We start from the raw sequence: 24,232 nt of genomic DNA, 5'->3' as shown, positions 1-24,232 counted from the left end.
CCGACGACAGGACAGCCGGTCGACCGCGACGGTCACCGGGCGCTGCGCGTACCGCGGAGGCCAGCGCGCCGCCGGACGACGTGCGCGGCCCGGACCCGGGCGCGGCACCGCGGGAGGCCGAACCGGCGCCCTCCGTGCCGCTGCGCGGGTTGGACGCGGCCAACGGGCTCGCCGCGCTGCGGGGCCTGCTGGACCGGCCCCTGGCCTCCTACTACCTGCTGCTGTCCTGCGCCGGCCTGCTGCTGCTGATCGGGCTGACCATGGTCTTCTCGGCGACCAGCGTGAAGGACTACGCCGAGGACGGCAACGCCTCGGCCTCGGTGACCAAGCAGGCCATCTTCGCGGTGATCGGCATCGTGGTGTTCTGGGCCTGCCAGCGCCTGCCCGCCAGCACCTACCGATCGCTGGGCCGGCCGCTGCTGTTCACCTCGATCGGGCTGCTGCTGCTGCTCAACCTGCTGCTCGCCTACGCGCGACTGACCGACCAGGATTCCGCCCGGATCGGCCCGATCGAGGCACGGCTGCTCTGGCTGTTCATCGGCGGGGTCCAGGTGCAGCCCTCCGAGCTGGCCAAGATCGCGCTGGTGCTGTGGGGCGCGCACCTGATCGCCCGCAAGGGCGCCGCCCTGGGCTGGTGGCGGGAGCTGGCCACCCCGCTCTTCCCGGTGATGGGACTGCTCTTCGTCCTGGTCGGTTACAACGACGTGGGCACCATGCTCTGCCTGCTGGCCCTGGTGGTCGGCCTGCTCTGGGCCGCCGGCGTACGGATGCGGGTCTTCGGTGCCCTGACGGTGGTCGGTCTGCTCGGCGTCGGCCTGCTCATCGCGGTGGCGTCGCTGGGCGCCGGCTCTGGTGAGCGCGGCGCCGACAACTACCGCCTGGCGCGACTGACGCTCTTTCTCAACCCACCGGCGCCGGACAAGTGCGGGGACCCGTGCTACCAGTTCTACCAGGGCCGACTGGCCATCGAGCACGGCGGCTGGTTCGGGGTCGGGCTCGGCAAGGGCAGCCTGAAATGGGACTGGCTGCCCGAGGCGCACAACGACTTCATCTTCGCGATCATCGCTGAGGAGTTGGGCGTGATCGGGTGTGCCGTGGTGCTCAGCCTCTTCGCGGTGCTCGCGTACACCGGGTTGCGGATCGCCCGGCGGGTCGACGACCCGTTCCGTCGGCTCGCCGCCGCCGCCGTGACCACCTGGCTGGTCAGCCAGGCCGTGATCAATGTCGGTGGCGTGGTCGGGCTGCTGCCGATCACCGGCCTGCCGCTGCCGTTCATCTCCGACGGCGGAAGTGCCCTGGTGGTGACGTTGGCCGGGATCGGGATGCTGGCATCTTTCGCCCGCGCCGAACCCGATGCGGCCAGAGCACTGCATGCCCGTCCGCCGGCCCGGTGGGTCCGACTACTCTGGGCCCCGTTGCCGCCGCTTCCCGGCCGGCGCCGCCGACCGGCGACGCCGCCCGCCGGCCGAGGGTCCGTGCCCCGGTCCCGCGAGCGGCGCCACGACGACCAGGCCGCGCCGCGCGGGGTCCGACAGGACCGGAGCCGCGGGGGTACGGCGAGCGAGAGGAGACGCTGATGGGTCCGCTGCGTTCGGTGGTGCTCGCGGGAGGTGGCACCGGGGGACACGTCTACCCGTTGCTCGCCTTCGCCGACTGCCTGCGCCGACACGACCCGGGCGTCCGGATCACCTGCCTCGGCACACCACGCGGTATGGAGAACGACCTGATTCCGCCGCACGGCTACGAGCTGCGGCAGATCCCGGCGTACCAGCTGCCCCGGTCGGTCAACATGAACCTGGTCCGTACCCCGGGCCGGATGTGGACCGCGGCGCGCGCCGCGGGCAAGGTGATCGACGAGGTGCGCGCCGACGTGGTCGTCGGCTTCGGCGGGTACGTCTCGGTGCCGGCCTACCTGGCCGCCTGGCGGCGGGAGCTGCCCATGGTGATCCACGAGGTGAACGTGCCGCCGGGCGTCGCCAACCGGCTGGGCATGAAGTTCACCAAGAACATCGCCGTCGGCTTCCCGCACCAGCCGAGCCAGGCCGAGTCGCTGCGCGATGCCACCATCGTCGGGGTGCCGCTGCGCCGCACCATCGCGGGGCTGGACCGGTACGCGCTGCGCAACGCCGCCCGCGCCCACTTCGGGCTGCGCCCCGACCTGCCGGTGCTCTTCGTCTCCGGTGGTTCGTCGGGCGCCCGCTCGATCAACCTGGCGGTCTCCGGGGCGGCCAAGGAGCTGGCCCGCAACGGCGTGCAGGTCCTGCACGTGATGGGCGCCCGCAACGAGCCGGTGCCGATCCCCACCGACCTGCCGGTGCCGTACGTGACGCTGCCGTACCTGTCCGAGATGGAGCTGGGCTACGCCGCCGCCGACCTGATGCTGGCCCGGGGCGGGGCGATGACCGTCGCCGAGGTGGCCGCGATCGGGCTGCCGACGATCTACGTGCCGTACCCGCACAGCAACCAGGAGCAGAGGCGCAACGCGCTGCCCGTGGTGGAGGCCGGCGGTGGGCTGCTGGTCGACGACGCGGAGCTCACTCCGGACTGGTTGGAGCGCACCGTCATTCCGCTCATCCGCGACCCGCAGCGGTTGTACGCGATGGGCGCCGCCGCGGCGGCGTACGGGCGGCGCGACGGTGACGAGGCGCTGCGCTCCTTCGTCATCGAGGCGGTGGCCCGATGACCGCGCAGTTCACCCCGGCCGGCACGCTCACCGCCGAGGACCTGGGCACCATCCACCTGATCGGGGTGGGTGGGGTGGGCATGAGCGGGCTGGCCCGGCTGTTCCTGACCCGGGGCATCGCGGTCTCCGGCAGCGAGTTGCGCGAGTGGCCGTCGCTGGCCGGTCTGCGCGCGCTGGGCGGCACGATCCACATGAGTCACGAGGCGACAAACCTCGACGGTGTGGACACCGTCGTCTACTCGTCGGCCATTCCGCAGGATCATCTCGAGCTGGTCGAGGCGCGTCGGCGCGGGCTGCGGGTGCTGCACCGCTCGGAGGCGCTCGCCGCGGCGATGACCGGCCGCCGGGCGGTGGCGGTCGCTGGCACGCACGGCAAGACCACCACCACCTCGATGGTGACGATGGTGCTGCAGCAGGCCGGGGTGGACCCGTCCTTCGTGATCGGCGGCGAGATCTCCGAGGTCGGCTCGGGCGCCCACCACGGCACCGGCGAGCACTTCGTGGTCGAGGCGGACGAGAGTGACCGCTCGTTCCTCATCTACCGCCCGTACGTCTCGATCATCACGAACGTCGAGGCGGACCACCTGAACACCTACGGCGACTACGCGACGCTGGAGGCGGCGTTCGTGGAGTTCGCCCGCCTCACCGACCCGGACGGGTTCATCATCACCTGCGCCGACGACCCGGGCGGTCGGCGGCTGGCCGAGAGCCTGCGCGCCGAGGGGCGGCGGGTCTTCACCTACGGCGAGGCGGCCGACGCGGACCTGCGGTTGACCGAGATCGTCTCCTCCGCGCGTGGTGTGCGCTATCTGGCCGCTATCGATGGCCGCTCGCTGGGCGAGTTCCGGCTGCCGGTGCCGGGGCGGCACATGGGGCTCAACAGCGCCTCGGCGGTGCTGGCCGCGTACCTGCTGGATCTGCCCCTGGAGGCGGCGGAGGCCGCGCTGGCGGTCTTTCCCGGTGTGCGACGGCGCTTCGAGCGCAAGGGCGTCGCGGACGGCGTGCTGGTCTACGACGAGTACGCCTACCACCCGACCTCGATGACGTTGGCGTTGCAGACGCTGCGCGAGGTGGCCGGGGACGGGCGGCTGATCGTCGTCTTCCAGCCGTACCGGCTGTACCGCACCCGGGACTCCCAGGCGGAGATCGCCGAGGCGTTGGGTCTCGCCGACGAGCTGGTGCTGCTGGAGGTCTTCGGGCCGGGCGAGTTGCGCCAGCCCGGCGAGGGCTCGGCGGCGCTGATCGCGGCGGTGGCGCTGCCGGCCGACCAGAAGGTCTTCGTCGAGTCGTGGGAGGCGGCGCCGGGCGAGGTGGCCCGGCGGGCCCGCTCGGGCGACGTGGTGGTCACCATGGGCGCCCCGCCGATCTCGCTGATGGGCGACGAGCTGCTGGCCGCCCTGGGTGAGCGGGCCTCCGGCCCCACTCCGACCGCGACCGTCGACCCGGTGGCCACCGCCCCGGCGATCGGTGATCCGGTGCCGGGTGGGGCCACGGCCGGGGGCGACGGAGCAGCCCTCGGTGGCACCGCCGCACCCGGCGGCACGGCGCCCATGGCCGGATGAGTCCCGGCCCGGCCCGAGGACGGACCAGCGCCGCCGACGGCGGCGCCCCACGCCGCGGTCCGTCCCGGCGTTGGCAGCTGGTCCGGGCGGGCCGCGACGCGGTACCGCCCTCGACCCGCCGGTTCATGGCCCGTGCCCGGCAGCGTCGCATGCGTGCGGCGCTGCCCTGGGCGGTGGCCGCCGGGGTGCTCGCGCTGGCCGGACTGGTCGCCTGGACGGTGCTCGGGACCGGGCTGTTCGGGGTCCGGGAGGTGCGTGTCGAGGGTGCCGACCTGGTCACCCCGGTGCAGGTGCACGACGCGGTCGGTGTGCCGGACGGGGTGCCGCTGGCCCGGGTGGACCTGGCCGCCGTCGCCCACCGGGTCGGTGCGCTGCCGGCGGTGGAGCGGGCCACGGTGTCCCGGGACTGGCCCGGCGCGCTGGTGGTGCGGGTGACCGAGCGGACCCCGGTGGCCGCGGTGCCGCAGGGGGAGGCGTTCGCCCTGATCGACCGGAGTGGGGTGGCGTTCCGGACGGTGGACCGACGCCCCGCCGAGCTGCCACAGGTGACGGTGGTCCGCCCGGCCGCCGACGACCCGGGCACCCGGGCCGCGCTGGAGGTGCTCGTCGCGCTGACCCCGGAGCTGCGCACGGAGCTCGTGGACGTACAGGTGGAGGGGCTGGCCCGGATCAGCCTGCGGTTGCGGGGGGACCGGACGGTGGTCTGGGGCGACGCGAACCGGGGGCCGGACAAGGCCCGGGTTGCCACCGCGCTGCTGGACGAGGACGCCGCCCGGATCGACGTGAGCGCGCCGGACGTGGTGACCTTCCGCTGACCCGGGGAGCGCGCGCGGAGGTGACCCGTCGCGCTCGGGTCGGCGACACGCCGGTCGGGTCCTTGGCTCATCGCGCGGTGGCGCTTACGTTGCCCCGAAGAGGATCAGTGGTTGACATAACTGTAAGCCTCTAGTAGAGGGTGAGGGTTCATCTCTGATCCTCGCTGGTGACAGATGTCGTCGGCCGCTGGTCTGGCCACGCCGTACCCGGTCGGCCGAAGCCAATCTCGAAGGAAAGGACCGGAGATGACACCTCCGCACAACTACCTGGCGGTCATCAAGGTCGTCGGCATCGGGGGCGGCGGCGTCAACGCCGTCAACCGGATGATCGAGGTTGGGCTCAAGGGCGTCGAGTTCATCGCGATCAACACCGATGCCCAGGCGCTGCTGATGAGTGACGCCGACGTCAAGCTCGACGTCGGCCGTGAGCTGACCCGTGGCCTGGGCGCCGGCGCCAACCCCGACGTCGGCAAGAACGCCGCCGAGGACCACCGCGACGAGATCGAGGAGGTGCTCAAGGGCGCCGACATGGTCTTCGTGACTTGCGGTGAGGGCGGCGGCACCGGCACCGGTGGCGCGCCAGTGGTGGCCAACATCGCCCGCAAGCTCGGCGCGCTGACCATCGGTGTGGTGACCCGGCCGTTCTCCTTCGAGGGCAAGCGCCGCCAGGTGCAGGCCGAGACGGGGATAGACGAACTCCGCAACCAGTGCGACACCCTGATCGTGATCCCGAACGACCGGCTGCTGGCCCTGGGCGACCGCAACATCAGCATGATGGACGCGTTCCGTACGGCCGACCAGGTGCTGCTCTCGGGTGTGCAGGGCATCACCGACCTGATCACCACCCCGGGTCTGATCAACCTGGACTTCGCCGACGTCAAGAGCGTGATGAGCGGCGCCGGCAGTGCGTTGATGGGCATCGGCAGCGCCCGCGGGGAGAATCGCGCGGTCGAGGCGGCCGAGGCGGCCATCTCCAGCCCGCTGCTGGAGCAGAGCATGGACGGCGCGCGGGGCGTGCTGCTCTCCATCGCCGGCGGCTCCGACCTGGGCCTGTTCGAGATCAACGACGCGGCCCAACTGGTCACCGACGCGGCCCACCCGGATGCCAACATCATCTTCGGCGCCGTCATCGACGACGCGCTCGGTGACGAGGTGCGGGTGACGGTCATCGCGGCGGGCTTCGACGGCGGCACTCCGGCCTACAAGGCGGCTGAGCCGACCCGCAAGACCAACACCAACCAGCCGGCGCCGCAGAGCACGCCGGTGCCGGCACCGGCCACCAACCCGGCTCCGGCCCAGTCACCGCGCCGAGTGCTCTTCGACGACGTGGACGTTCCCGATTTCCTCAAGAACGGGTCCTGAGCACCGCCGATGACCGACAGCTCAGCCACGGTACGACCGGACCGGCGCGCCGAACTCGCGGCCGGCCTTGCCCACATCCGGACCCGGATCGCCGACGCCTGCGCGGAAGCCGACCGCGACCGCGCCGAGGTCACGATGATCGCGGTGACGAAGACCTACCCGGCCAGCGACGTGTTGGCGCTGGCCGGGCTCGGAGTGACCGACATGGGGGAGAACCGCGACCAGGAGGCAGCCGGTAAGGCCGCCGAGGTCGCTGCGGCGGGGGTGCGTCCCCGTTGGCACTTCATCGGTCAACTGCAGCGCAACAAGGCCCGCTCGGTGGTCCGCTACGCCGACGCGGTGCACTCCGTCGACAGTGTCCGGCTGGCCCGGGCGCTGGCCTCCGCGGCCGCCGACCGGGAGTCGCCGCTCGACGCCATGGTCCAGGTGAGCCTGGACGGCGACGCTGCCCGGGGCGGAGCGCTGCCCGGGTCGGCCGATCCGGGCGCCGGGCTGGAACCGGTGGCCGAGGCGGTGGCCGAGGCGCCTGGGCTGCGTCTGACGGGCCTGATGGCGGTGGCTCCGCTGGGTTGGGAGCCGGAACGGGCCTTCGCCCGACTCGCGGAGGTTGCCGGCGCGTTTCGGGCAGTCCATCCGGGAGCTACCGGGCTGTCCGCGGGAATGAGCGGAGATTTCGAAATCGCGATCCGATACGGCGCGACACATGTCCGCGTCGGTAGCGCGTTGCTCGGAATGCGTCCCACGCTGCGGTAGCCTGACCGCGAGACATGCAAATTACATCAGTGTTGTTTCAGGGGCGGCGTCTCCTAGTCGGGGGTCGTGGCATGCGACGCGAATCGCGTGCCAGGAGATTGCCGTTCCGGTCCGATGGGCATGGTTGTCCACTCGCGACGGGCGACATGGCACGGGGGCGCGTGCCGCACGGCGGACGGAAGGGCGCGGGATGGGTGCACTGCGCAAGGCGGGGGTCTGGCTCGGTCTGGTCGAAGAGGACGACGAGCGGGCCTACGACGACGGTGGCTACGACAAGGGTGGCTACCGCGACTCGCGTTACCGGCAGAGCCGGTACGCCGAGGAGTTCGCCGACGAGGACGAGGACGACACCGAGGAGCCGCCGGCTCCACGGCCGCGCGCCAGTGAGCGGGGTCGACTCTCCGAGCGGACGAGCGGGCGGCTGAGCGAGTCCGAGCGTGGTGACGGTGAGCGTCCGGAGCGGGCCGAGCGGTCCAGCGTACGATCGATCACCCGGTCGTCGGCTGGTGAGACCTCCGGCGCGCTGACCTACCACACCCGTGACAACCTGGCCCTCGCGCCGCAGGTCACGTCGCGTGAGCGGGCGTTGCCCGAGGAGGAGCAGCGCTACCAGATCACCACGCTGCACCCGACCACCTACCGGGAGGCGCGCACGATCGGCGAGCACTTCCGCGACGGCGTTCCAGTGATCATCAATCTCACCGAAATGGATGAGGCCGATGCCCGCCGTCTGGTGGACTTCGCCGCCGGTCTGGCGTTCGGCCTGCGCGGTACGATCGAGCGCGTGACCAATCGGGTGTTCCTGCTCTCACCGGCCAACGTCCAGGTCACCGCTGAGGACAAGGCCAAGATCGCTGAGGGCGGCTTTTTCAGTCTGAGTTGACCCCGCCCGACCCGAGGGACGTCGCTGACCGTGTTGTCGATCTTACTGCAAGTGCTGTACCTGATCCTTTATGTCTTCCTGCTTCTGCTTCTGTCCCGGTTCGTGTTGAGCGCCGTCCTGCAGTACGGCCGTCGCTGGCAACCGGGGCGTGGCGCATCGGCAGGATTGGAATCCGTGTGGAGCGTCACTGATCCCCCTCTCAACGCGTTGAGGCGTGTGATCCCTCCGCTGCGAATTGGTACCGTGAGCATCGACCTGGCCTCCCTTGTGCTCCTGGTTATCCTGTTCGTGCTGATGGAGTTCGTGTTAGGGCCGTCGATCAGGGCATCTGCCTGATGACCGACGCGCTTTCGCGGCCGCAACTGACCCGAGGAGTTTCGATGCCGCTGACCCCGGCCGACGTCCACAACGTCGCCTTCAAAAAGCCGCCGATCGGCAAACGGGGGTATGACGAGGAGGAGGTCGACGCCTTCCTTGACGAGGTTGAGCGCGAGCTCGCCCGTCTCATCGAGGAGAACAACGAGCTGCGCGCCCAGGTGGAGCGCGGCGGCCGTGGCGGCGCCCCCGCAGGCCCCGGCGGCGACGCCCGACTCGCGGCGGAGCTCAACGACGTCAAGGCCCAGCTGGACCGGGTGCAGCGCGACAAGTCGGCGGCCGAGCAGGCTGCCCGCGCGATGCAGGCCGAGCTGGAGCAGGTCCGTGCAACCGGCGGCCCCGCGGTCACCGGTGACGGCGAGCAGCAGGCCCTGCGCGTGCTGATGATGGCCCAGCGCACCGCCGACGACCACGTGTCCGACGCCCGCCGCGAGGCCGACCAGCTGCTCTCCGAGGCCCGCGGCAAGGCCGAGGAGGTGACCCGCGAGGCTCGCGCGAAGGCCGACGCCCTCGAGCGGGACGCCCGCCAGCGGCACCAGGAGGCCATGGGCGGCCTGGACGCCAAGCGCACGGCTCTGCAGAAGCACATCGAGGAGCTCAAGCAGTTCGAGCGCGAGTACCGCACCCGGCTCAAGGCGTACCTGGAGAGCCAGCTGCGTGACCTCGACGGTCGCGGCCAGGGCCTCGAGGCCGAGATGACCCGCTCCGAGGCAGGCCGGGTCGCCGGCGGCAACGGGCTGGCCGCTGCGGGCCTCGCCGGTTCGTACGGCGGCGGCGGGCGTTCCGGCGCCCTCGAAGCCGGACGCTGAGCACCGGCCGGCGATCGCGTCCGCCAATGGTGACGGTCGCCGGCCCAGCCTGGACGGTTCGACGCGGCGGGGGTGAGCCGTGATAGTCGCAAGTCTGTTGCTCATCCTCGTCGCGGTGGTGCTACTGGTGCTCGGCCTGGCCGGTGGCTCAAGCTTCATGTTGATCATCTCCATCGCGGCCAGTCTGCTGGCCGCCGTGGCGTTGGTGGTGGGCGCCCGCCAGGCAGCCACCAACCGCGCTACGGCGGGTCCCGGCCGGACCGGCCGGCGGCACCCCGACGCATCCCGCACGGCCAGCCAGGCCCCGCCGGGAGTCGCGTACGGGCCGCCGCTGGTCGAGCCGGAAGTGCCGGTCCAGCACGTGCCCACGACGGTTGGTACCGGCGGCACCGGGTGGCGGCAACCACCCGTGTCGCCGGTCGACCATGCGGCACGCGTCGACGACGCGCCCGTGTTTGACCCGGGCGTCGACGAGTCGCCGCCGTTCGACCCGCGCGTCGACGATGCGCCCCTGCTCGACCCGCGCGTGGATGATGCGCCCCCGTTCGACCAGGGGGCGCCTTTCGTGACTCCGGCCGACGACGTGTCCGCTCCCGTCAGCCCGGCTTCGTCGCCTGCGGCCTCGACCGACGACGCCCCGGACCGCGGTGACCCGCCAACCGACGAGCCGGAAGAGCAGTTGGTCACCCCCGCCGAGGCGGCCCGGGTGGCACGACTGCCCGATGCCGTCCACGTGGTGGACGGCCGTCCTCGCTACCACCTCGCCGACTGCCCGCACCTCGTTGGCCGGGTCACCGAGTCGCTGCCGGTGGCCGAGGCCGCCGAGCTTGGTTTCACTCCGTGCGCGCACTGTGCGCCAGCCACCGCCCTGCTCGCCGACGCCCGGCCGATCTGAAGCGGCACCGGTGCCCACGCAGGACACGCTCACCGTGGCGGTGCGGGTGAAGCCCGGCGCGTCCCGGGACCGGGTGGGTGGGCGCTTCGACGGTCCGCACGGGCCCGCCCTCGTAATCGCGGTGCACGACCCGGCCGTCGACGGTCGGGCGACCGAGGCGGCCCGCCGGGCCCTCGCGGCTGCCCTGGGCGTCCGGCCGGCGGCGGTGTCGCTGCGTACCGGCGCGGCCAGTCGGGACAAGCTCTTCCTCGTCGATCGGCCCAGCCCTGAGCTGTCCGGGGTGCTGCGCCGACTGCGCGACGGATCCGCCGAGTGAGGAACGCCCAGGCCAGGCAGCCGTGACGCCCGGGTTGGATATCGCGCTGCTGCTGGGTGCGGCCGTGCTGCTGGTCGCGGTCGGTGCTGTGCGGCTCTCCACCCGGCTCGGCGTGCCCAGCCTCCTGGTCTATCTGGCGCTGGGCGTGGCGATCGGCGAGGCCGGGCTCGGCATCCGCTTCGACGACGCCGAGTTGACCCGGACCCTCGGCTTCTGCGCGCTGATCGTGATCATCGCGGAGGGCGGCCTGACCGCCCGGTGGACCACGCTGCGCCCGGTTCTCGGGCTGGCCTCCGCGCTCTCCACGGTCGGCGTGGTCGTGAGCATCGTGGTGGTCGGCGTCGCTGTGCACCTGCTGCTGGGGCTGGACTGGCGGTTGGCGCTGCTCTACGGCGCGGTGCTCTCGTCCACCGACGCGGCGGCCGTCTTCGCCACCCTGCGCCGGCTGCGGCTGCCGCCCCGCCTGGTGGCGACGCTGGAGGCCGAGTCGGGCATGAACGACGCCCCGGTGGTGCTGCTGGTGGTGCTGCTGTCCCACCAGGGCTGGGCACACCCATGGTGGTACGAGGTCGCGCTGGTCTGTTACGAGTTGGGCGTCGGTGCGGCGGTGGGCGTGGCCGCGGGGGTCGCCGGCACCTGGGCGCTACGCCGGGCCGCGTTGCCCTCGGCCGGGCTCTACCCGATCGCCGCGGTGGGCATCACCGTCCTCGCGTACGCCGCGGGGGCGTCGCTGCACGCCTCGGGGTTCCTCGCCGTCTACGTGGCCGGAGTGCTGCTGGGCAACGCCCGGTTGTCACACCGGCAGGCGATCCTCGGCTTCGCGGACGGTCTGGCGTGGCTCGCCCAGATCGGGCTGTTCGTGCTGCTCGGGTTGCTCGTCTCGCCGGCCCGGCTGGACGCGGCGGTGCTGCCCGCGGTGGTCGCGGGGCTGGCCCTGGTGCTGCTGGCCCGGCCGCTGTCGGTGGCCGTCTCGGCGCTGCCGTTCCAGGTCGGCCTACGAGAACAGGCGTTCCTGTCCTGGGCCGGGCTGCGCGGGGCGGTGCCGATCGTGCTGGCCACCATTCCGCTCTCCGAGCGGGTGCCCGGTGCGGAGCGCCTCTTCGACGTGGTCTTCGTGCTGGTGGTGATCTTCACGCTGGTGCAGACCAGCACCCTGGGGCCGTTCGCCCGCCGGTTGCGGGTGACCGCGCCGGCCGAGGCCGCCGAGATCCACGTGGAGACCGCGCCGCTGGAGCGGATGCGGGCGGATCTGCTCCAGTTGGAGGTGCCGCCGGGCTCGCGGTTGGCGGGCGTGCACGTCGACGAGTTGCGGCTTCCGCTGGGCGCGTCGGTAACCCTGGTGCTGCGTGACGGGGTGGGTTTCGTGCCCGGACCGGACACCCGGCTGAAGACCGGAGACAGCTTGCTGATCGTGGCGACCGCCGGGGTGCGGGACGCCGCCGAACGGCGGCTGCGGGCGGTCAGCCGGCGAGGTCGGCTGGCCCGATGGTTTGGTGAGTACGGGGATGAGGCGGTCGGTTGATCTGCTAGCGTTCCTTTTGCCCCAGTTAGGCAGGGCTAGGGGCGGTTAAGCGGTGCGACGGTGCGGCACGTTGTCGGACGCCTGTACGTTCCGTATTCTTGCCAACCTCCGGAGTGCGCGGCCATCGTCGCCGTGCGCCCCTTTTCGTACATATAGGGGACGCCCTGGTTGGCGCCCCCTGACCAGGTGCCGCGGACCGCGCGGCTCCCCGGCCGAGGGAGCGACCTATGGCGAAGCCAGCCGACACCAGGACCGCCGGGCGCAAGCCGGCGGCCAAGGCCACCCGCAGCACGGCGGAGACCGAGAAGATCCGGGCGGCGCTGGCGGCGCGACGGGACGAGCTTCGCGCCGAGTACGATCAGACGCTGAGTGAGATCACCGAGCTGCAGCGCGATCGGCTGACCGACTCGGCCGGGGACGACCAGGCCGACACGGGCACCAAGACGCTCGAGCGGGAGCAGGAGATCTCTCTCGCCAACAGCATTCTGGAACGGATCACACAGGTCGAGCGCGCTCTGGAGCGTCTCGACGAGGGTGGTTACGGCTGGTGCGAGCGGTGCGGCAACCCGATCCCGGTCGAGCGCCTCGCCGCCTTCCCGTCGGCCACCCAGTGTGTGACGTGCAAGCAGCTGGAGGAGCGGCGCTGAGGTCCGTTCCCCGGCGGCGATGAGACGGTGAACGATCACCGCCGAGACTGTCGATGGGGAGCGCATGACCGCAGCACCGTCCGCCGAACCCGGCCGCACTGACCCGGGTGGCGGCAAGCGCCGGCCTCGGGCCGTTGCGATTCTGGCCGGAGTCGCCCTGGTGGCCCTGCTGGCCGACCTGGTCACCAAGCACCTCGCGCTGGCCGCGCTGACCGACCGGGAGCCGCTCCGGCTGCTCGGCGGGTCCGTCTACCTGAGTCTGACCCGCAACAGCGGCGCCGCCTGGAGCATCGGCGCGGACCACACCTGGATCTTCCCGTTGATCACCATCGGTGTGGTCGGCTGGATCGTCTGGATGGCCCTGCGACTGCGCTCGCTGCCGTGGGCGGTCTCCCTCGGCCTGGTGTTGGGTGGCGCGCTCGGCAACCTCGTCGACCGGATCTTCCGGGCACCCGCACCCTTCCACGGGCATGTGGTTGACATGATCAGCCTCTTCGATCCGTACGGCCAGGTCTGGCCGGTGTTCAACCTGGCCGACAGCTCGCTGGTCTGCGGTGTGCTGCTGGCTGTGCTGTTGGAGCTGACCGGCCGCCAGCGGGACGGTCGGCGGGCCGGCCGCGACGGCGACCCGGCCGAGTCGAACGCCGCGCAGGACGCCGACCAGCGGGAGCGGGCATGACCTCCGCGTTCGCCGCTGGCGGCGACCACCGTTCCCTCCCGGTCCCGGACGGCCTCGACGGCATGCGACTGGACCAGGCGGTGTCACGTCTGTTCGGGCTCTCCCGCACCGCCGCCGCGGCCCTGGTCGATGCCGGGGACGCGCTGGTCGACGGCAGCGCCCGGCCCAACTCGCACAAGGTCAAGGCCGGCTCCTGGCTGGATGTCACGCTGCCCGCCCCGGTCGCGCCGCCGACCATCGTGCCGCAGGCGGTGCCGGGCCTGCGGGTGGTCTACGCCGACGACGACATCGTGGTGGTCGACAAGCCGGTGGGCGTCGCCGCGCACCCCAGCCCCGGCTGGACCGGCCCGACGGTGATCGGCGCCCTCGCCGCGATCGGGCACCGCATCTCCACCAGTGGTGCCGCCGAGCGGCAGGGCGTGGTGCACCGGCTCGACGTGGGCACCACCGGCATCATGGCGGTGGCCAAGAGCGAACAGGCGTACACCGCGTTGAAGCGGGCCTTCAAGTACCGCGAGGTGGACAAGGGCTACCACGCCGTGGTGCAGGGTCACCTGGACCCGCTGCGCGGCACGGTCGACGCGCCGATCGACCGGCACCCCACCCACGACTACCGCTGGGCGGTGGTTTCCGGCGGCAAGCCGAGCATCACCCACTACGACACCCTTGAGGCGTTCCCGGCGGCCAGCCTGGTCGACGTCCGACTGGAGACCGGCCGGACACACCAGATCCGGGTGCACTTCTCCACCCTGCGGCACCCGTGCGTGGGTGACCTGACCTACGGTGCCGACCCCACCCTGTCGGCCCGCCTCGGCCTGGCCCGACAGTGGTTGCACGCCCGCGAATTGAGCTTCCTGCACCCCCGAACGGGGGACGAGGTCCGCTTCGTCAGCGACTACCCTGACGACCTGGAACGTGCGCTTCAGATCTTGCGTGACTGAGCGGCGACCGCCCGACACCGATCCGACGAGGGGATCCTGCCCGTGCGCGCCGGCAACCTGCTGCGGCAGCTGGACCAACGGCTGCTGCCGCCGCTGACCCGGGCCGTGGCCCGGCTGGGCGACCGGTCGGCGCGGTCCGGGGTGCTCAGCTGGGCGGCCGTGCTCTCCGCGGCGGCGGTGCTGGGCACCGCGGTCTGGGCCGTCGACGACACTCCGGTCGGCGACCGGACGGTGGGCGAGGTGACCCGGGTCGGAGTCTCCGACGGCGACTCCGTGCCCGGCTACCTGCAGTCCGCCGCTGCCGACCTGGCGGCGCTGCCCGCATCGACCCCGGCCACCGAGGACGGGACCTACGCGCTGGTCACGCTTGTCGCGTACCTGCCGCCGCAGCGTCTGGCGACGGTGCTCAACGACGTTCCGGTCTCGACCGTCTTCGGGCGGGTTCCGCTGCCCGGGCGGCAGACCGAGATCGTCAAGATTCCCGCGATGCGGGTGCCGGACGACGTGGTCGCCGGGATGGACCAGGTGGCGGCCCGCAAGGAGACCGAAGCCGCCGACTACCGGGCCAGGGCCGCCGCGGTCGACGGTGAGGGTGCGGGCGAGCGGGAGTTGCGTTCGCGCTACGCCAGCGGCGCCGACGTGGCGGCCGCCGAGGCGGCGGCGTACCGCACCGGTTGTGCCTGCGTCTATGCGGCGGTGGTACGCGCGACACCGGTGGTGCTGCGCGGCGTCGCGGCCCGGCCGGACGTGCGGGCGGTCGACCCCGCCCCCGAGGTGTACCGGCTGGACCGCACGGTCTTCACGCCGCCACTGCCCGAGCAGCGCGACGTGGTGCGTCCGCCGGCCGACACCGGGCCGAGCCCCGAGCCCACCCCGGGCGTTCGGTCGGAGCCGGCACCGGGCACGCCGACGCCCTCGGCGTCGATGGGCGAATCGTCGGAACCCGCACCGGTCGTGACGATTCCGTCACCTGAACCGTCGTCACCGGAACCGACCGAGTCGGCGCCGCCGAGCGTCACCACCTCCCCGGACGCCACCGCCACCGAGCCGCCGACGCCCACGTCGTCGTGATCTGCGTCGGCTGGTGTGCGTTCTGAGGTGTGGTCCGAATAGGGTTTGGTTCGTAGCCTGTCAGACGGAGATCGATGGCGCTGGGAGGGCGGGCCGTGGAGGGCAGTGAGACCGGCTGGGGCCGGCCGGCCGAACCAGCGCCGCGCTGGCGCGCGTTGTTGGACCGTGCCCGGCTGGGTGGTCGCGGCGCGGAGCCGGCCGAGCCGGACCGGCACGCCGACGAGGCGCCGCCGGACCCGCTGCCGCGACGCGCGGCCCCCAACGGGTACGCCGGGCGGGCACCCGCCATCGGACATCCGGCCGAGCTGTCGTACGGCGCCGAGCCCACTTACCGGGCCGAGGCGACCTACCGCGTCGACCCCGCCTACCGGGCGGAGCCGGGCTACCGCGCCGAGCCGGACTACCGCTCGGAGCCGGCCTACCGGACCGAGCCGGGTTATCGGGCCGAGCCGGGCTATCGCGCTGAGCCGGACTATCGGGCTGAGCCGGACTTTCGTGCTGAGCCGGGCTATGGTGCCGAGCCGGGCTATCGGGCTGAGCCGGGTTATCGGGCGGAGCCGGGCTATCGGGTTGAGCCGGAATACCGGGCGGAGCCGGGCTATCGCGCTGAGCCGGGCTACCGTGCTGAGCCGGACTTTCGGGCCGAGCCAGGTTATCGGGTCGAGCCGGGTTACCAGCCGGAGCCGACGTACCGGGCCGAGCCCGAGCCGCCCGCGCGCGGACCCGAGCCGGTCCAGTCGCGCTACGCGCTGTTGGACAACGGCTACCGGCAGGGCGACCCGGCGGTCGAATCGCGGTACGCCCTGCTGGAGACCGGGTACCAACCCGAGACCGGCTACCCGGCACCCGCTCCGGTCACACCGCCGCCCCCACCGGTCGCACCCCCACCTGCCCCGCCGGTCGCGCCGCCACCCACCCCGGCGGTCGGCTCGGCGATCGCCGAACGCGCCTATCCGACCCGGGTCGAGTGGCGCCCGCAGGGCGCCGACCCGGAGCAGGAACGGGCCAACGGGGTGCTCAAGCGGGACCTGGGCACGCCCCGGGTGTTCGCCTTCGCCAACCCCAAGGGCGGGGTGCACAAGACCACCGCCACCGTGCTCGCCGCGGCCACGGTCGGCAGCGTGCGCGGGCAGGGCGTACTGGCCTGGGACGACAACGAGCTGCGCGGCACCCTCGGGCTGCGCGCCGGCAGCGCCCGGCACGCCCGGACGATCCGTCACCTGATCACCGACCTGGCCCAGATCGAGATCCTCGAAGGCTCGACCCTGCTGGGTCGGCTCGACGACTACCTGCGGCATGCCTCCGACGGCTCGTACGACGTGCTGGCCGGCGAGGAGAGCCCGCGCTTCGCCCAGCGGCTGGATCAGTTCACCGTCCGGCGGGTGTTGGAGCTGCTGCGACGCACCCACGACGTGGTCTGCGTGGACACCGGCAACAACGTGGAGAGCCCCAACTGGCGCACGGTGATGCAGGCCGCCGACCAGTTGGTGGTGACCACCGTGCCCCGGGAGGACGCGGCGTTCAGCGCCGACTGGATGCTCGACCTGCTGCACGAGGAGGGCATGGGCGAGTTGGCGGACAACGCGATCACCCTCATCTCCTGCCCGACCCCGGGCCGCTCGACGCTGCAGGACGACCTGGAGCGACACTTCGCCACCCGTACCCGTGGGGTGGCCGTGGTGCCGTACGACCCGGCGTTGGAGACCGGTTCGTCGATCGAGTACCACCAGCTCCAGCCGGAGACCCGGGAGGCGTGGCTGCGTGCGGCGGCGATGATGGTGGAGCCGTTCGCCCGGTGAGCTGGTCTGCCGCCACCGGCACCCCGGCCCCGCACCGGGCCTGAGAGGATCATCGGGTGAGCCCGGACAACCCCGACCGTGAGCGGCCCGTCGACGAGCCCGACCGATCCGCGCCGCCCCGATCATCGGGCGCGACATCGCCGGCTGCCGAGCAGCCGCTAGCTGCCGAGCAGCCGCCGGCCGCCGAGCAGCCGCTAGCTGCCGAGCAGCCGCCGGCCGCCGAGCAGCCGCCGCGCGGCGAAAGCCCGACCGAGAGCCCTGCTGACTTCGCTCCTCCGGCGGCGTACCAGAGCTCGTTGGAGCTGAGTTTCGACGAGCCGCGCCGTCCGCTGCGGGCCGTGGCGACGGTGCTGGGTGCCGTGGTCGCGCTGGCCGTGCTGGGTGTGCCGTTCGGGCTGCTCTGGGCCGTGCTCGCGCCGGACACTCCGGTGCTCAAGACCGTCGAGGGGGCGATCTACGCCGAGCCGCAACCGGAGCAGCCGATCGCCGCGGACGGGTGGTTCAGCCTGCTCGGGCTCGCCTTCGGGCTGCTGGTGGCGCTGGCCCTGTGGATCGTGCTGCGGCGACGGCGTGGTCCCGTCGGGCTGCTCGCCGCGGTGCTCGGCGCGCTGGTCGCCGCGCCGGTGGCCTGGCAGGTGGGGCGGCGGGTCGGCCTGGCCACCTTCGACCGGTTGCTGGCCACCGCCCCGCCCGGACAGGCCTTCACCAAACCCGCGGACCTGCGGGCCGGTGGGATCGACTGGCTGCTCGGCGTGCTGCCGGTGCCGCACGGCAACCTGCTGTTGCCGGCGTTCGGCGCGGCGATCATGTACACCCTGCTGGCTGGCTGGTCGCGGTGGCCCGGGCTGCGCCCGGAGCCCGACCCGGCGGGGCTCAGTTGGGTGTCGGTGGGGACGCCAGTTCCGCCAGCGGCACCGGAACCGCCCGCACCTGACGCAGCAGAGCCGCCTCGCGGTTGAGCAGCCGCAGCTCGGCGCGGAGGCGGGCGGCGGTGTCGTCGATTGCCAACAGCCGCTGCCGGTCGTCGACGGTGAGCGCCGCGGTCGCCGCCACCAGGTGGGAGAGCACGGTCGGGTCCTCCGGCAGTTGCTCGGAGATCTCCTCCGGGTCGGAGCGGATCAGGCCGAGGTACTGCCGGAACACCGCGATCACCCGGGCGGCCAGCAGCTCGGCCACCTCGTCCGGCCCGGCCGGGTCGGGCAGCCACTCGACGTCGGCGGTCAGATAGGGCGCGGCGCTGTCGTCGACCTCGGCGATCCGGAAACGGCGCCGGCCCACCGTGACGATGTCGAAGCCGCCATCGGCCAGCTCGGTCACCTGACGCAGCTCGGCGGTGCAGCCCACCTCGTGCAGGGTGACATCGCCGGCGCTCGGCGTCGCGCGGGCGCCGGGCCCGGCGGGCGCGACCTCCCAGCCCGCCTGGATTGCCACCACGCCGAACTCACGCGGCGCGCCCTCGGGCAGGTCGACAAGGTGCCGGACCAGCGCTCGGTAGCGCTCCTCGAAGATGTGCAACGGCAGCACCAACCCCGGAAAGAGCACCGTTGCGAGCGGGAAAACCGGCAGCCGTGCGGTCACATGGTCGAGCCTAACCAATCTCGCCCCCGTGGGCGTGGCCCGGCTCACCGTCCCGGCGGACGGGCGGCTCGGACCTGCTGCGGACCGGCCGCCTAGACTCCCAAGGGTGCTGAATCGGATCGACCTGCGCGACGGTCTCGGTGACCCGCGCCGCCTGCTGCCCCGTGCCCAGCTCGACGTGTCGGTCGCCGTCGAGCGAATCCGGCCGCTGGTGGAGGCGGTCCGCGAGCATGGGTACCCGGCGATCCGGGAGGCCAGCGAGCGGTTCGACGGCATCTCCCCGGAGATCCTGCGGGTGCCGGTGGAGGCGATCGCCGAGGCCGAGGGGGTGCTCGACCCCGCAGTGCGCGCCGCGTTGCTGGAGTCGATCACCCGGGCCCGTCGGGTGCACGCGGACCAGCGGCGCACCGACCACACCACGCAGGTGGTGCCCGGTGGCACCGTCACCGAGCGGTGGTTGCCGGTCGACCGGGTCGGCCTCTACGTGCCCGGCGGCCTGGCGATGTACCCGTCGACCGTGGTGATGAACGTCGTGCCCGCCCAGGCGGCCGGGGTGCGCTCGCTGGTGGTGGTCAGCCCGCCGCAGAAGGACAACGGCGGCCTGCCCGACTCCCGGGTGCTCGCCGCGTGCGCGCTGCTCGGCGTCGACGAGGTGTACGCCGTGGGCGGGGCCCAGGCGGTGGCGATGCTGGCCTACGGCGCGGCCGTCGACCCGACGGGCGAGCGGCGGTGCGACCCGGTCGACCTGATCACCGGCCCCGGCAACATCTGGGTGACCGCCGCCAAGCGACTGCTGCGCGGTGTGGTCGGCATCGACGCCGAGGCGGGGCCGACCGAGATCGCCATCCTGGCCGACGACACGGCCGACCCGGCGCACGTCGCCGCCGACCTGATCAGTCAGGCCGAGCACGACCCGCTCGCCGCGAGCGTGCTGGTCACCCCGTCGCTGGCGCTGGTCGAGTCGGTCGAGCGGGAGTTGGCCCAGCAGGTGCCGGCGACCAAGCACACCGAGCGGGTCACCACGGCGTTGACCGGCGAGCAGAGCGGCGTGGTCCTGGTCGACGATCTTGAGGCGGGGCTGCGGGTGGTCGACGCGTACGCGGCCGAGCACCTGGAGATCCAGACGGTCGACGCCCGGGAGTGGGCGCTGCGGGTCCGCAACGCCGGGGCGATCTTTGTGGGCGCCTGGTCGCCGGTGTCACTCGGCGACTACTGCGCCGGGTCCAACCACGTGCTGCCCACCGGCGGCTGCGCCCGGCACTCCTCCGGGCTCTCCGTGCAGTCCTTCCTGCGCGGTGTGCACCTGATCGAGTACACCGAGGCGGCACTGCGCGACGTGGCCCCACACGTGGTCACCCTGGCAGGAGCGGAGGACCTGCCGGCCCACGGCCAGGCGGTCCAGGCCCGCTTCCCGGGAGAGTCGGCATGACCAACCTGGAGGACCTGCCGATCCGTGCCGACCTGCGCGGGCTGTCGCCGTACGGGGCGCCGCAGCTGGACGTGCCGGTGCGGCTCAACACCAACGAGAATTCCCACCCGGTGCCGGAGCCGGTCGTCGAGGCGATCGGCAAGGCGCTCGCGGCCGAGCTGCGCGAGCTGAACCGCTACCCGGACCGGGACGCGGTGGCGCTCCGTGCCGACCTGGCCGAATATCTGGGGCACGGGCTCACCGTCGAGCAGGTGTGGGCGGCCAACGGCTCCAACGAGATCCAGCAGCAGTTGCTGCAGGCGTTCGGCGGGCCGGGGCGCAGCGCGCTCGGTTTCGTTCCGGCGTACTCGATGCACCCGCTGCTGGCCCTCGGCAGCGGCACCCGGTGGGTGCCCGCCCAGCGCGGCGTCGACTTCGGGTTGACCGTCGAGGAGGCGGTCGCCCAGGTCCGCGAGCACCGACCCGACGTGGTCTTCCTCTGCTCGCCGAACAACCCCACCGGCACGGCACTGGACCCGGCGGTGATCGCCGCGGTGCTCGACGTCGCGCCCGGCATGGTGGTCGTCGACGAGGCGTACGCCGAGTTCGCCCGACCCGGGACGGTCAGCGCGCTCGCGGTGTTGCCCGGCCACCCGCGGCTGGTGGTCACCCGGACGATGAGCAAGGCCTTCGGCTTCGCCGGCGGGCGGCTGGGTTACCTGGCCGCCGACCCGGCGGTGGTGCAGGCGGTGCAGCTCGTCCGACTGCCGTATCATCTCTCCGCGCTGACCCAGGCCGCCGCGCGCGCGGCGGTGACCCACCGCGACGCCCTCCTCGGCACGGTCAGCGCGATCATGGTGCAGCGGGACCGGATCGTGGCGACGCTGCGCGAGCGTGGGTTGCGGGTCGCCGACAGCGACGCCAACTTCGTGCTCTTCGAGGTGGGCGGCGACCAGACCACCGTCTGGCAGGCCCTGCTGGCGCAGGGGGTGCTGGTCCGCGACGTCGGCCTGCCCGGCTGGCTGCGCGTGACCGCCGGCACGTCCGCCGAGACCGACGCCTTCCTTTCTGCAATGGAGACAGTGTGATGGGAGCGCGAGGAGTGAGCTTGCGCGCCCCGCAGCCGCGACCGAGAGGTAAGCAATGAGTCGGACCGCCCGGGTGGAGCGGATCACCAAGGAGACCAAGGTCCTCGTCGAGATCGACCTCGACGGCACCGGCACCGCCGAGATCAGCACCGGCGTCGGCTTCTACGACCACATGCTGCACCAGATCGCCCGGCACGGCGGCTACGACCTGACCGTGCGCACCGTGGGTGACCTGGAGATCGACGCGCACCACACCATCGAGGACACCGCGCTCGCCCTGGGCGCCGCGTTCGACCAGGCGCTGGGCGACAAGGCCGGCATCCGACGGTACGGTTCGGCGACCGTACCGATGGACGAGGTGCTGGTCCGGGCGGCGGTGGACCTGTCCGGTCGGCCGTACGTGGTGCACGACGAGCCGGCACTGGCCCCGTACATCGGGCCGGTCTACGCGACCAGCATGACCCGGCACATCTGGGAGTCCTTCGGGCAGGCGGCCCGGGTCACGCTGCACGTCGACGTGCTGCGGGCGGCCCGGCCGGGCGGTCACCCGGACGCGCACCACGTGGTGGAGGCGCAGTTCAAGGCGGTCTCCAGGGCGTTGCGCGAGGCCACCGCGATCGACCCGCGCGCGGCCGGTGCCATTCCCAGCACGAAAGGTGCGCTCTGATGAGCGCGAGGAGTGCAGCGCGGCGGAGCCCCGCAGTCGCGAATGAAAGAAGGCTCTGATGGGTGCCGCTCTGCCGACGTTGTTGCTGATCCTGGCCGGGGTGCTGGTGGGTGGCACCTGGTCGCTCTACCGGCAGGGTGCGCCGAAGGCCGCCGTGCTGGTCACCGCGGCGCTCGCGGTGCTCGCCACGGTCGCCGGGGTTCTGCGGCTGCTGCCGGAGAACGGGTGATCGGGGTGACGACATGAGTGCTGTGGTGGTGCTCGACTACGGCTCGGGGAACCTGCGCTCGGCGGAGCGGGCCCTGGCCGCCGCCGGCGCGGACGTACGGGTGACCGACGACCTGACCGCCGCGGCCGCCGCCGATGGTCTCGTGGTGCCGGGGGTGGGCGCGTACGCCGCGTGCATGGCTGGGATCGAGGCGCTTGGCGCCGGCCCGGTGATCGCCGAGCGGGTGGCCGCCGGCCGGCCGGTGCTCGGGATCTGCGTGGGCATGCAGGTGCTCTTCGAGCACGGTGACGAGCACGGTGTGGTGACCAAGGGGCTCGGGCTGCTGCCCGGCGGGGTGACCCGACTGGCCGCCACCCGGTTGCCGCACATGGGCTGGAACACGGTCCGGGCACCCCGGGAGTCGGTGCTCTTCGCCGGGCTGCCGGAGCAGAGCCGGTTCTACTTCGTCCACTCGTACGCGATGGGCGACCCGGCGGGGCTGGCCGCCGCCGGGGCCGCGGTGACCACCGCCCACCACGACACGGATTTCGTCGCAGCGGTGGAGCGTGGTGCGCTCTCGGCGGCGCAGTTCCACCCGGAGAAGTCCGCCGACACCGGTGCCGCGCTGCTGCGCAACTGGCTCGCCACGCTGCCCAGCGGTGACTGAGCGTCGTCGCCCGGTGCCCGGCCGAGGGGAGTCGCGGTGAGCCGGGAACGTGCCCGTCGGCGGGCCGAGCGGGAGGCTGAGCAGGCCCGGGAGCGGGCGGTCCGGCAGCGTCAGGTGGCTCGCCGTCAGCGCCGCCGCGCGGTGGTCCGCCGGTTGACTCCGCGGTTGCGGCGGGGCCGTTCCGGGCGGCTGGCCCGGCACACCCGGGGTGAGCGTGCCGCGATCGTGCTGCTCACCGGTGCGGCACTGATTTTGATCTGGACGTTCGTCGACAACCTGGCGTTGCGTATCGCGCTGATTGTGCTGTTGCTGCTCGTACTGCCGGCGATCGTCGTGATCGCCCTGGACCGTCGTACCTGATCGAGGAGAAGACGTTGAGCCTCACCCTGTTACCCGCCGTGGATGTCGCCGACGGCCGGGCCGTCCGGCTCGTGCAGGGCGCCGTCGGAAGCGAGAGCATCTACGGTGACCCGTTGGACTCCGCCCTGGCCTGGCAGCAGGACGGCGCCGAGTGGATCCACCTGGTCGACCTGGACGCGGCGTTCGGTCGGGGCACCAACGCGCACCTGCTCGCCGAGGTGGTGCGCCAGTTGGACGTGAAGGTGGAGTTGTCCGGCGGCATCCGTGACGACGAGTCGCTGCGCGCGGCGCTGGGCACCGGGGCGGCCCGGGTGAACATCGGCACCGCGGCCCTGGAGGACCCGGTCTGGTGTGACCGGGTGGTCGGGGAGTACGGCGACCGGGTCGCCATCGGGTTGGACGTACGGGGTCACACCCTCTCGGCGCGTGGCTGGACCCGTGACGGCGGTGACCTGTACGAGGTGCTGGAGCGGCTGGACAAGGCGGGCGCGAGTCGGTATGTGGTCACCGACATCACCAAGGACGGCACGATGCGCGGACCGAACCTGGACCTGCTGCGCGAGGTGTGTTCCCGCACCGACCGGCCGGTGATCGCCTCCGGTGGCGTGTCCACGCTGGACGACCTGCGGGCGTTGGCCACCCTGGAGTCGGACGGGGTGGAGGGTGTCATCGCCGGCAAGGCGCTCTACGCGGGGGCCTTCACGGTGGCCGAGGCGCTGCGGACCCTGGCTGCGGCGTGACGACCACCCGGCTCGGCTCGGGCGGTCCGTGGGAGCAGCGGTACGGCTACTCCCGGGTGGTGCGGGCCGGTGAGCGGGCCTGGACGGCCGGTTGCACGGCCACCGTGGACGGTCGGGTGGTGCATGTCGGTGATGCCGCGGCGCAGACCGCGCAGGCGTTGCGGATCGCGCTGGCCGCGCTCGCCGAGGTGGGCGCGGAGCCGGGCGACGTGGTCCGGACCAGGATGTACGTGACCGACCGGCTGCACGCCGACGAGGTGGGCCGGGCGCACAACGCGGTCTTCGGCGCGGTCCGGCCGGCGGCGACCTTGGTGGTGGTGGCCGGTCTGCTGGACCCGGAGCACCTGGTCGAGGTGGAGGTGGAGGCGTACCTCGGCGATCGCTGAGGTACGCCCGGCGGTGAC

The 24,232-nt window shown here is 72.7% G+C and carries 26 protein-coding genes and 1 pseudogene; 26 read left to right on the top strand and 1 reads right to left on the bottom strand.

Annotated elements, in window-relative coordinates; genetic code table 11:
- Window positions 1–134 precede the first annotated feature (134 nt).
- From HNR20_RS05665 to HNR20_RS05580, 18 genes and pseudogenes are all read left to right on the top strand, one after another.
- A complete protein-coding gene (locus HNR20_RS05665) occupies window positions 135–1,577 on the top strand; it encodes an FtsW/RodA/SpoVE family cell cycle protein (protein ID WP_184188034.1) in 1,443 nt (480 codons plus the stop codon).
- Window positions 1,577–2,683 (top strand): undecaprenyldiphospho-muramoylpentapeptide beta-N-acetylglucosaminyltransferase, encoded by a 1,107-nt coding sequence (murG, locus tag HNR20_RS05660; protein WP_184177087.1) that lies wholly within the window; start codon window positions 1,577–1,579, stop codon window positions 2,681–2,683. The genes HNR20_RS05665 and murG overlap by 1 nt, the downstream gene beginning before the upstream one ends.
- Window positions 2,680–4,245 (top strand): UDP-N-acetylmuramate--L-alanine ligase, encoded by a 1,566-nt coding sequence (gene murC / locus HNR20_RS05655; protein WP_184177086.1) that lies wholly within the window; start codon window positions 2,680–2,682, stop codon window positions 4,243–4,245. The genes murG and murC overlap by 4 nt, the downstream gene beginning before the upstream one ends.
- Window positions 4,242–5,060 carry a cell division protein FtsQ/DivIB gene (locus HNR20_RS05650; RefSeq protein ID WP_184177085.1) on the top strand — a complete coding sequence of 273 codons (819 nt, stop codon included), beginning with the start codon at window positions 4,242–4,244 and terminating at the stop codon, window positions 5,058–5,060. Before murC ends, HNR20_RS05650 begins: the two co-directional genes overlap by 4 nt.
- Before the next feature lie 246 nt (window positions 5,061–5,306).
- Window positions 5,307–6,422: a cell division protein FtsZ gene (gene ftsZ / locus HNR20_RS05645; protein ID WP_110564078.1), complete on the top strand. Its 1,116-nt coding sequence runs from the start codon at window positions 5,307–5,309 to the stop codon at window positions 6,420–6,422.
- Between the two features lie 9 nt (window positions 6,423–6,431).
- Entirely contained in the window at window positions 6,432–7,175 is a 744-nt protein-coding gene (locus tag HNR20_RS05640) for a YggS family pyridoxal phosphate-dependent enzyme (protein WP_184177084.1), read from the top strand.
- Between the two features lie 190 nt (window positions 7,176–7,365).
- Window positions 7,366–8,058 carry a cell division protein SepF gene (locus HNR20_RS05635; RefSeq protein ID WP_184177083.1) on the top strand — a complete coding sequence of 231 codons (693 nt, stop codon included), beginning with the start codon at window positions 7,366–7,368 and terminating at the stop codon, window positions 8,056–8,058.
- A 30-nt stretch (window positions 8,059–8,088) separates the two neighbouring features.
- Complete coding sequence (locus HNR20_RS05630; RefSeq protein ID WP_030334503.1) at window positions 8,089–8,394, top strand: YggT family protein; 306 nt, start codon at window positions 8,089–8,091, stop codon at window positions 8,392–8,394.
- 44 nt (window positions 8,395–8,438) lie between these two features.
- Entirely contained in the window at window positions 8,439–9,242 is an 804-nt protein-coding gene (locus HNR20_RS05625; RefSeq protein ID WP_184177082.1) for a DivIVA domain-containing protein, read from the top strand.
- Between the two features lie 79 nt (window positions 9,243–9,321).
- A pseudogene (locus HNR20_RS32825) lies at window positions 9,322–9,672 on the top strand (hypothetical protein); the annotation flags it as partial.
- Between the two features lie 475 nt (window positions 9,673–10,147).
- Window positions 10,148–10,453 carry a DUF167 domain-containing protein gene (locus HNR20_RS05615; protein WP_184177079.1) on the top strand — a complete coding sequence of 102 codons (306 nt, stop codon included), beginning with the start codon at window positions 10,148–10,150 and terminating at the stop codon, window positions 10,451–10,453.
- Between the two features lie 22 nt (window positions 10,454–10,475).
- On the top strand, window positions 10,476–11,975 hold the full coding sequence (locus tag HNR20_RS05610; protein ID WP_184177077.1) for a potassium/proton antiporter: 1,500 nt from the start codon (window positions 10,476–10,478) through the stop codon (window positions 11,973–11,975).
- A gap of 227 nt (window positions 11,976–12,202) precedes the next feature.
- On the top strand, window positions 12,203–12,622 hold the full coding sequence (locus HNR20_RS05605; protein WP_184177075.1) for a TraR/DksA family transcriptional regulator: 420 nt from the start codon (window positions 12,203–12,205) through the stop codon (window positions 12,620–12,622).
- Window positions 12,623–12,686: 64 nt separating this feature from the next.
- Entirely contained in the window at window positions 12,687–13,301 is a 615-nt protein-coding gene (gene lspA, locus HNR20_RS05600; RefSeq protein WP_184177073.1) for a signal peptidase II, read from the top strand.
- The gene (locus tag HNR20_RS05595; protein ID WP_184177071.1) at window positions 13,298–14,242 is read left to right on the top strand and encodes an RluA family pseudouridine synthase; all 945 of its coding nucleotides are present in this window, start codon (window positions 13,298–13,300) and stop codon (window positions 14,240–14,242) included. The genes lspA and HNR20_RS05595 overlap by 4 nt, the downstream gene beginning before the upstream one ends.
- Window positions 14,243–14,284: 42 nt before the next feature.
- Window positions 14,285–15,313, top strand: a complete 1,029-nt coding sequence (locus HNR20_RS05590) for a hypothetical protein (protein WP_184177069.1) — start codon at window positions 14,285–14,287, stop codon at window positions 15,311–15,313.
- 74 nt (window positions 15,314–15,387) lie between these two features.
- Window positions 15,388–17,112 (top strand): MinD/ParA family ATP-binding protein, encoded by a 1,725-nt coding sequence (locus HNR20_RS05585; protein WP_221309718.1) that lies wholly within the window; start codon window positions 15,388–15,390, stop codon window positions 17,110–17,112.
- Window positions 17,113–17,168: 56 nt separating this feature from the next.
- Window positions 17,169–18,071, top strand: coding sequence for a DUF2567 domain-containing protein (locus HNR20_RS05580; protein WP_184177065.1), 903 nt, complete (start codon window positions 17,169–17,171; stop codon window positions 18,069–18,071).
- Here HNR20_RS05580 and HNR20_RS05575 read toward each other — a convergent pair.
- Window positions 17,986–18,690, bottom strand: coding sequence for an LON peptidase substrate-binding domain-containing protein (locus tag HNR20_RS05575; protein ID WP_184177063.1), 705 nt, complete (start codon window positions 18,688–18,690; stop codon window positions 17,986–17,988). The two genes, HNR20_RS05580 and HNR20_RS05575, sit on opposite strands and share 86 nt — an antisense overlap.
- 106 nt (window positions 18,691–18,796) lie before the next feature.
- On the opposite strand from HNR20_RS05575, the gene hisD reads away from it, so the two are divergent.
- The 8 genes from hisD to HNR20_RS05535 are packed head-to-tail and all read left to right on the top strand — an operon-like array spanning window position 18,797 to window position 24,214.
- On the top strand, window positions 18,797–20,119 hold the full coding sequence (gene hisD, locus HNR20_RS05570; RefSeq protein ID WP_184177061.1) for a histidinol dehydrogenase: 1,323 nt from the start codon (window positions 18,797–18,799) through the stop codon (window positions 20,117–20,119).
- The gene (locus HNR20_RS05565) at window positions 20,116–21,186 is read left to right on the top strand and encodes a histidinol-phosphate transaminase (RefSeq protein ID WP_184177059.1); all 1,071 of its coding nucleotides are present in this window, start codon (window positions 20,116–20,118) and stop codon (window positions 21,184–21,186) included. The genes hisD and HNR20_RS05565 overlap by 4 nt, the downstream gene beginning before the upstream one ends.
- A gap of 55 nt (window positions 21,187–21,241) precedes the next feature.
- Window positions 21,242–21,853, top strand: coding sequence for an imidazoleglycerol-phosphate dehydratase HisB (hisB, locus tag HNR20_RS05560; protein WP_184177057.1), 612 nt, complete (start codon window positions 21,242–21,244; stop codon window positions 21,851–21,853).
- A 58-nt stretch (window positions 21,854–21,911) separates the two neighbouring features.
- Entirely contained in the window at window positions 21,912–22,082 is a 171-nt protein-coding gene (locus HNR20_RS05555; protein ID WP_165435803.1) for a CG2302 family histidine operon protein, read from the top strand.
- Between the two features lie 13 nt (window positions 22,083–22,095).
- Entirely contained in the window at window positions 22,096–22,728 is a 633-nt protein-coding gene (gene hisH, locus HNR20_RS05550) for an imidazole glycerol phosphate synthase subunit HisH (RefSeq protein ID WP_184177055.1), read from the top strand.
- 36 nt (window positions 22,729–22,764) lie between these two features.
- Window positions 22,765–23,088, top strand: a complete 324-nt coding sequence (locus HNR20_RS32180) for a hypothetical protein (RefSeq protein ID WP_184177053.1) — start codon at window positions 22,765–22,767, stop codon at window positions 23,086–23,088.
- Window positions 23,089–23,102: 14 nt separating this feature from the next.
- A complete protein-coding gene (gene priA, locus HNR20_RS05540) occupies window positions 23,103–23,828 on the top strand; it encodes a bifunctional 1-(5-phosphoribosyl)-5-((5-phosphoribosylamino)methylideneamino)imidazole-4-carboxamide isomerase/phosphoribosylanthranilate isomerase PriA (RefSeq protein WP_184177051.1) in 726 nt (241 codons plus the stop codon).
- Window positions 23,825–24,214 (top strand): Rid family hydrolase, encoded by a 390-nt coding sequence (locus HNR20_RS05535; protein ID WP_184177049.1) that lies wholly within the window; start codon window positions 23,825–23,827, stop codon window positions 24,212–24,214. The genes priA and HNR20_RS05535 overlap by 4 nt, the downstream gene beginning before the upstream one ends.
- The last annotated feature ends 18 nt before the right edge of the window (window positions 24,215–24,232 follow it).

Source organism: Micromonospora parathelypteridis (assembly GCF_014201145.1).
GTDB lineage: Bacteria > Actinomycetota > Actinomycetes > Mycobacteriales > Micromonosporaceae > Micromonospora > Micromonospora parathelypteridis.
Note: the sequence above shows the minus strand (reverse complement) of the source record. Positions and strands in the feature narration are given on the sequence as shown.

What these genes read in the sequence shown, in the direction of transcription:
- hisH (WP_184177055.1), top strand. Translation starts at nt 22,096, where the DNA reads ATGAGTGCTGTGGTGGTGCTCGACTACGGCTCGGGGAACCTGCGCTCG.
- HNR20_RS05650 (WP_184177085.1), top strand. Translation starts at nt 4,242, where the DNA reads ATGAGTCCCGGCCCGGCCCGAGGACGGACCAGCGCCGCCGACGGCGGC.
- hisB (WP_184177057.1), top strand. Translation starts at nt 21,242, where the DNA reads ATGAGTCGGACCGCCCGGGTGGAGCGGATCACCAAGGAGACCAAGGTC.
- HNR20_RS05605 (WP_184177075.1), top strand. Translation starts at nt 12,203, where the DNA reads ATGGCGAAGCCAGCCGACACCAGGACCGCCGGGCGCAAGCCGGCGGCC.
- HNR20_RS05565 (WP_184177059.1), top strand. Translation starts at nt 20,116, where the DNA reads ATGACCAACCTGGAGGACCTGCCGATCCGTGCCGACCTGCGCGGGCTG.
- HNR20_RS05625 (WP_184177082.1), top strand. Translation starts at nt 8,439, where the DNA reads ATGCCGCTGACCCCGGCCGACGTCCACAACGTCGCCTTCAAAAAGCCG.
- HNR20_RS05635 (WP_184177083.1), top strand. Translation starts at nt 7,366, where the DNA reads ATGGGTGCACTGCGCAAGGCGGGGGTCTGGCTCGGTCTGGTCGAAGAG.
- HNR20_RS05585 (WP_221309718.1), top strand. Translation starts at nt 15,388, where the DNA reads ATGGCGCTGGGAGGGCGGGCCGTGGAGGGCAGTGAGACCGGCTGGGGC.
- lspA (WP_184177073.1), top strand. Translation starts at nt 12,687, where the DNA reads ATGACCGCAGCACCGTCCGCCGAACCCGGCCGCACTGACCCGGGTGGC.
- murC (WP_184177086.1), top strand. Translation starts at nt 2,680, where the DNA reads ATGACCGCGCAGTTCACCCCGGCCGGCACGCTCACCGCCGAGGACCTG.
- HNR20_RS05595 (WP_184177071.1), top strand. Translation starts at nt 13,298, where the DNA reads ATGACCTCCGCGTTCGCCGCTGGCGGCGACCACCGTTCCCTCCCGGTC.
- HNR20_RS05555 (WP_165435803.1), top strand. Translation starts at nt 21,912, where the DNA reads ATGGGTGCCGCTCTGCCGACGTTGTTGCTGATCCTGGCCGGGGTGCTG.
- murG (WP_184177087.1), top strand. Translation starts at nt 1,577, where the DNA reads ATGGGTCCGCTGCGTTCGGTGGTGCTCGCGGGAGGTGGCACCGGGGGA.
- ftsZ (WP_110564078.1), top strand. Translation starts at nt 5,307, where the DNA reads ATGACACCTCCGCACAACTACCTGGCGGTCATCAAGGTCGTCGGCATC.
- HNR20_RS05640 (WP_184177084.1), top strand. Translation starts at nt 6,432, where the DNA reads ATGACCGACAGCTCAGCCACGGTACGACCGGACCGGCGCGCCGAACTC.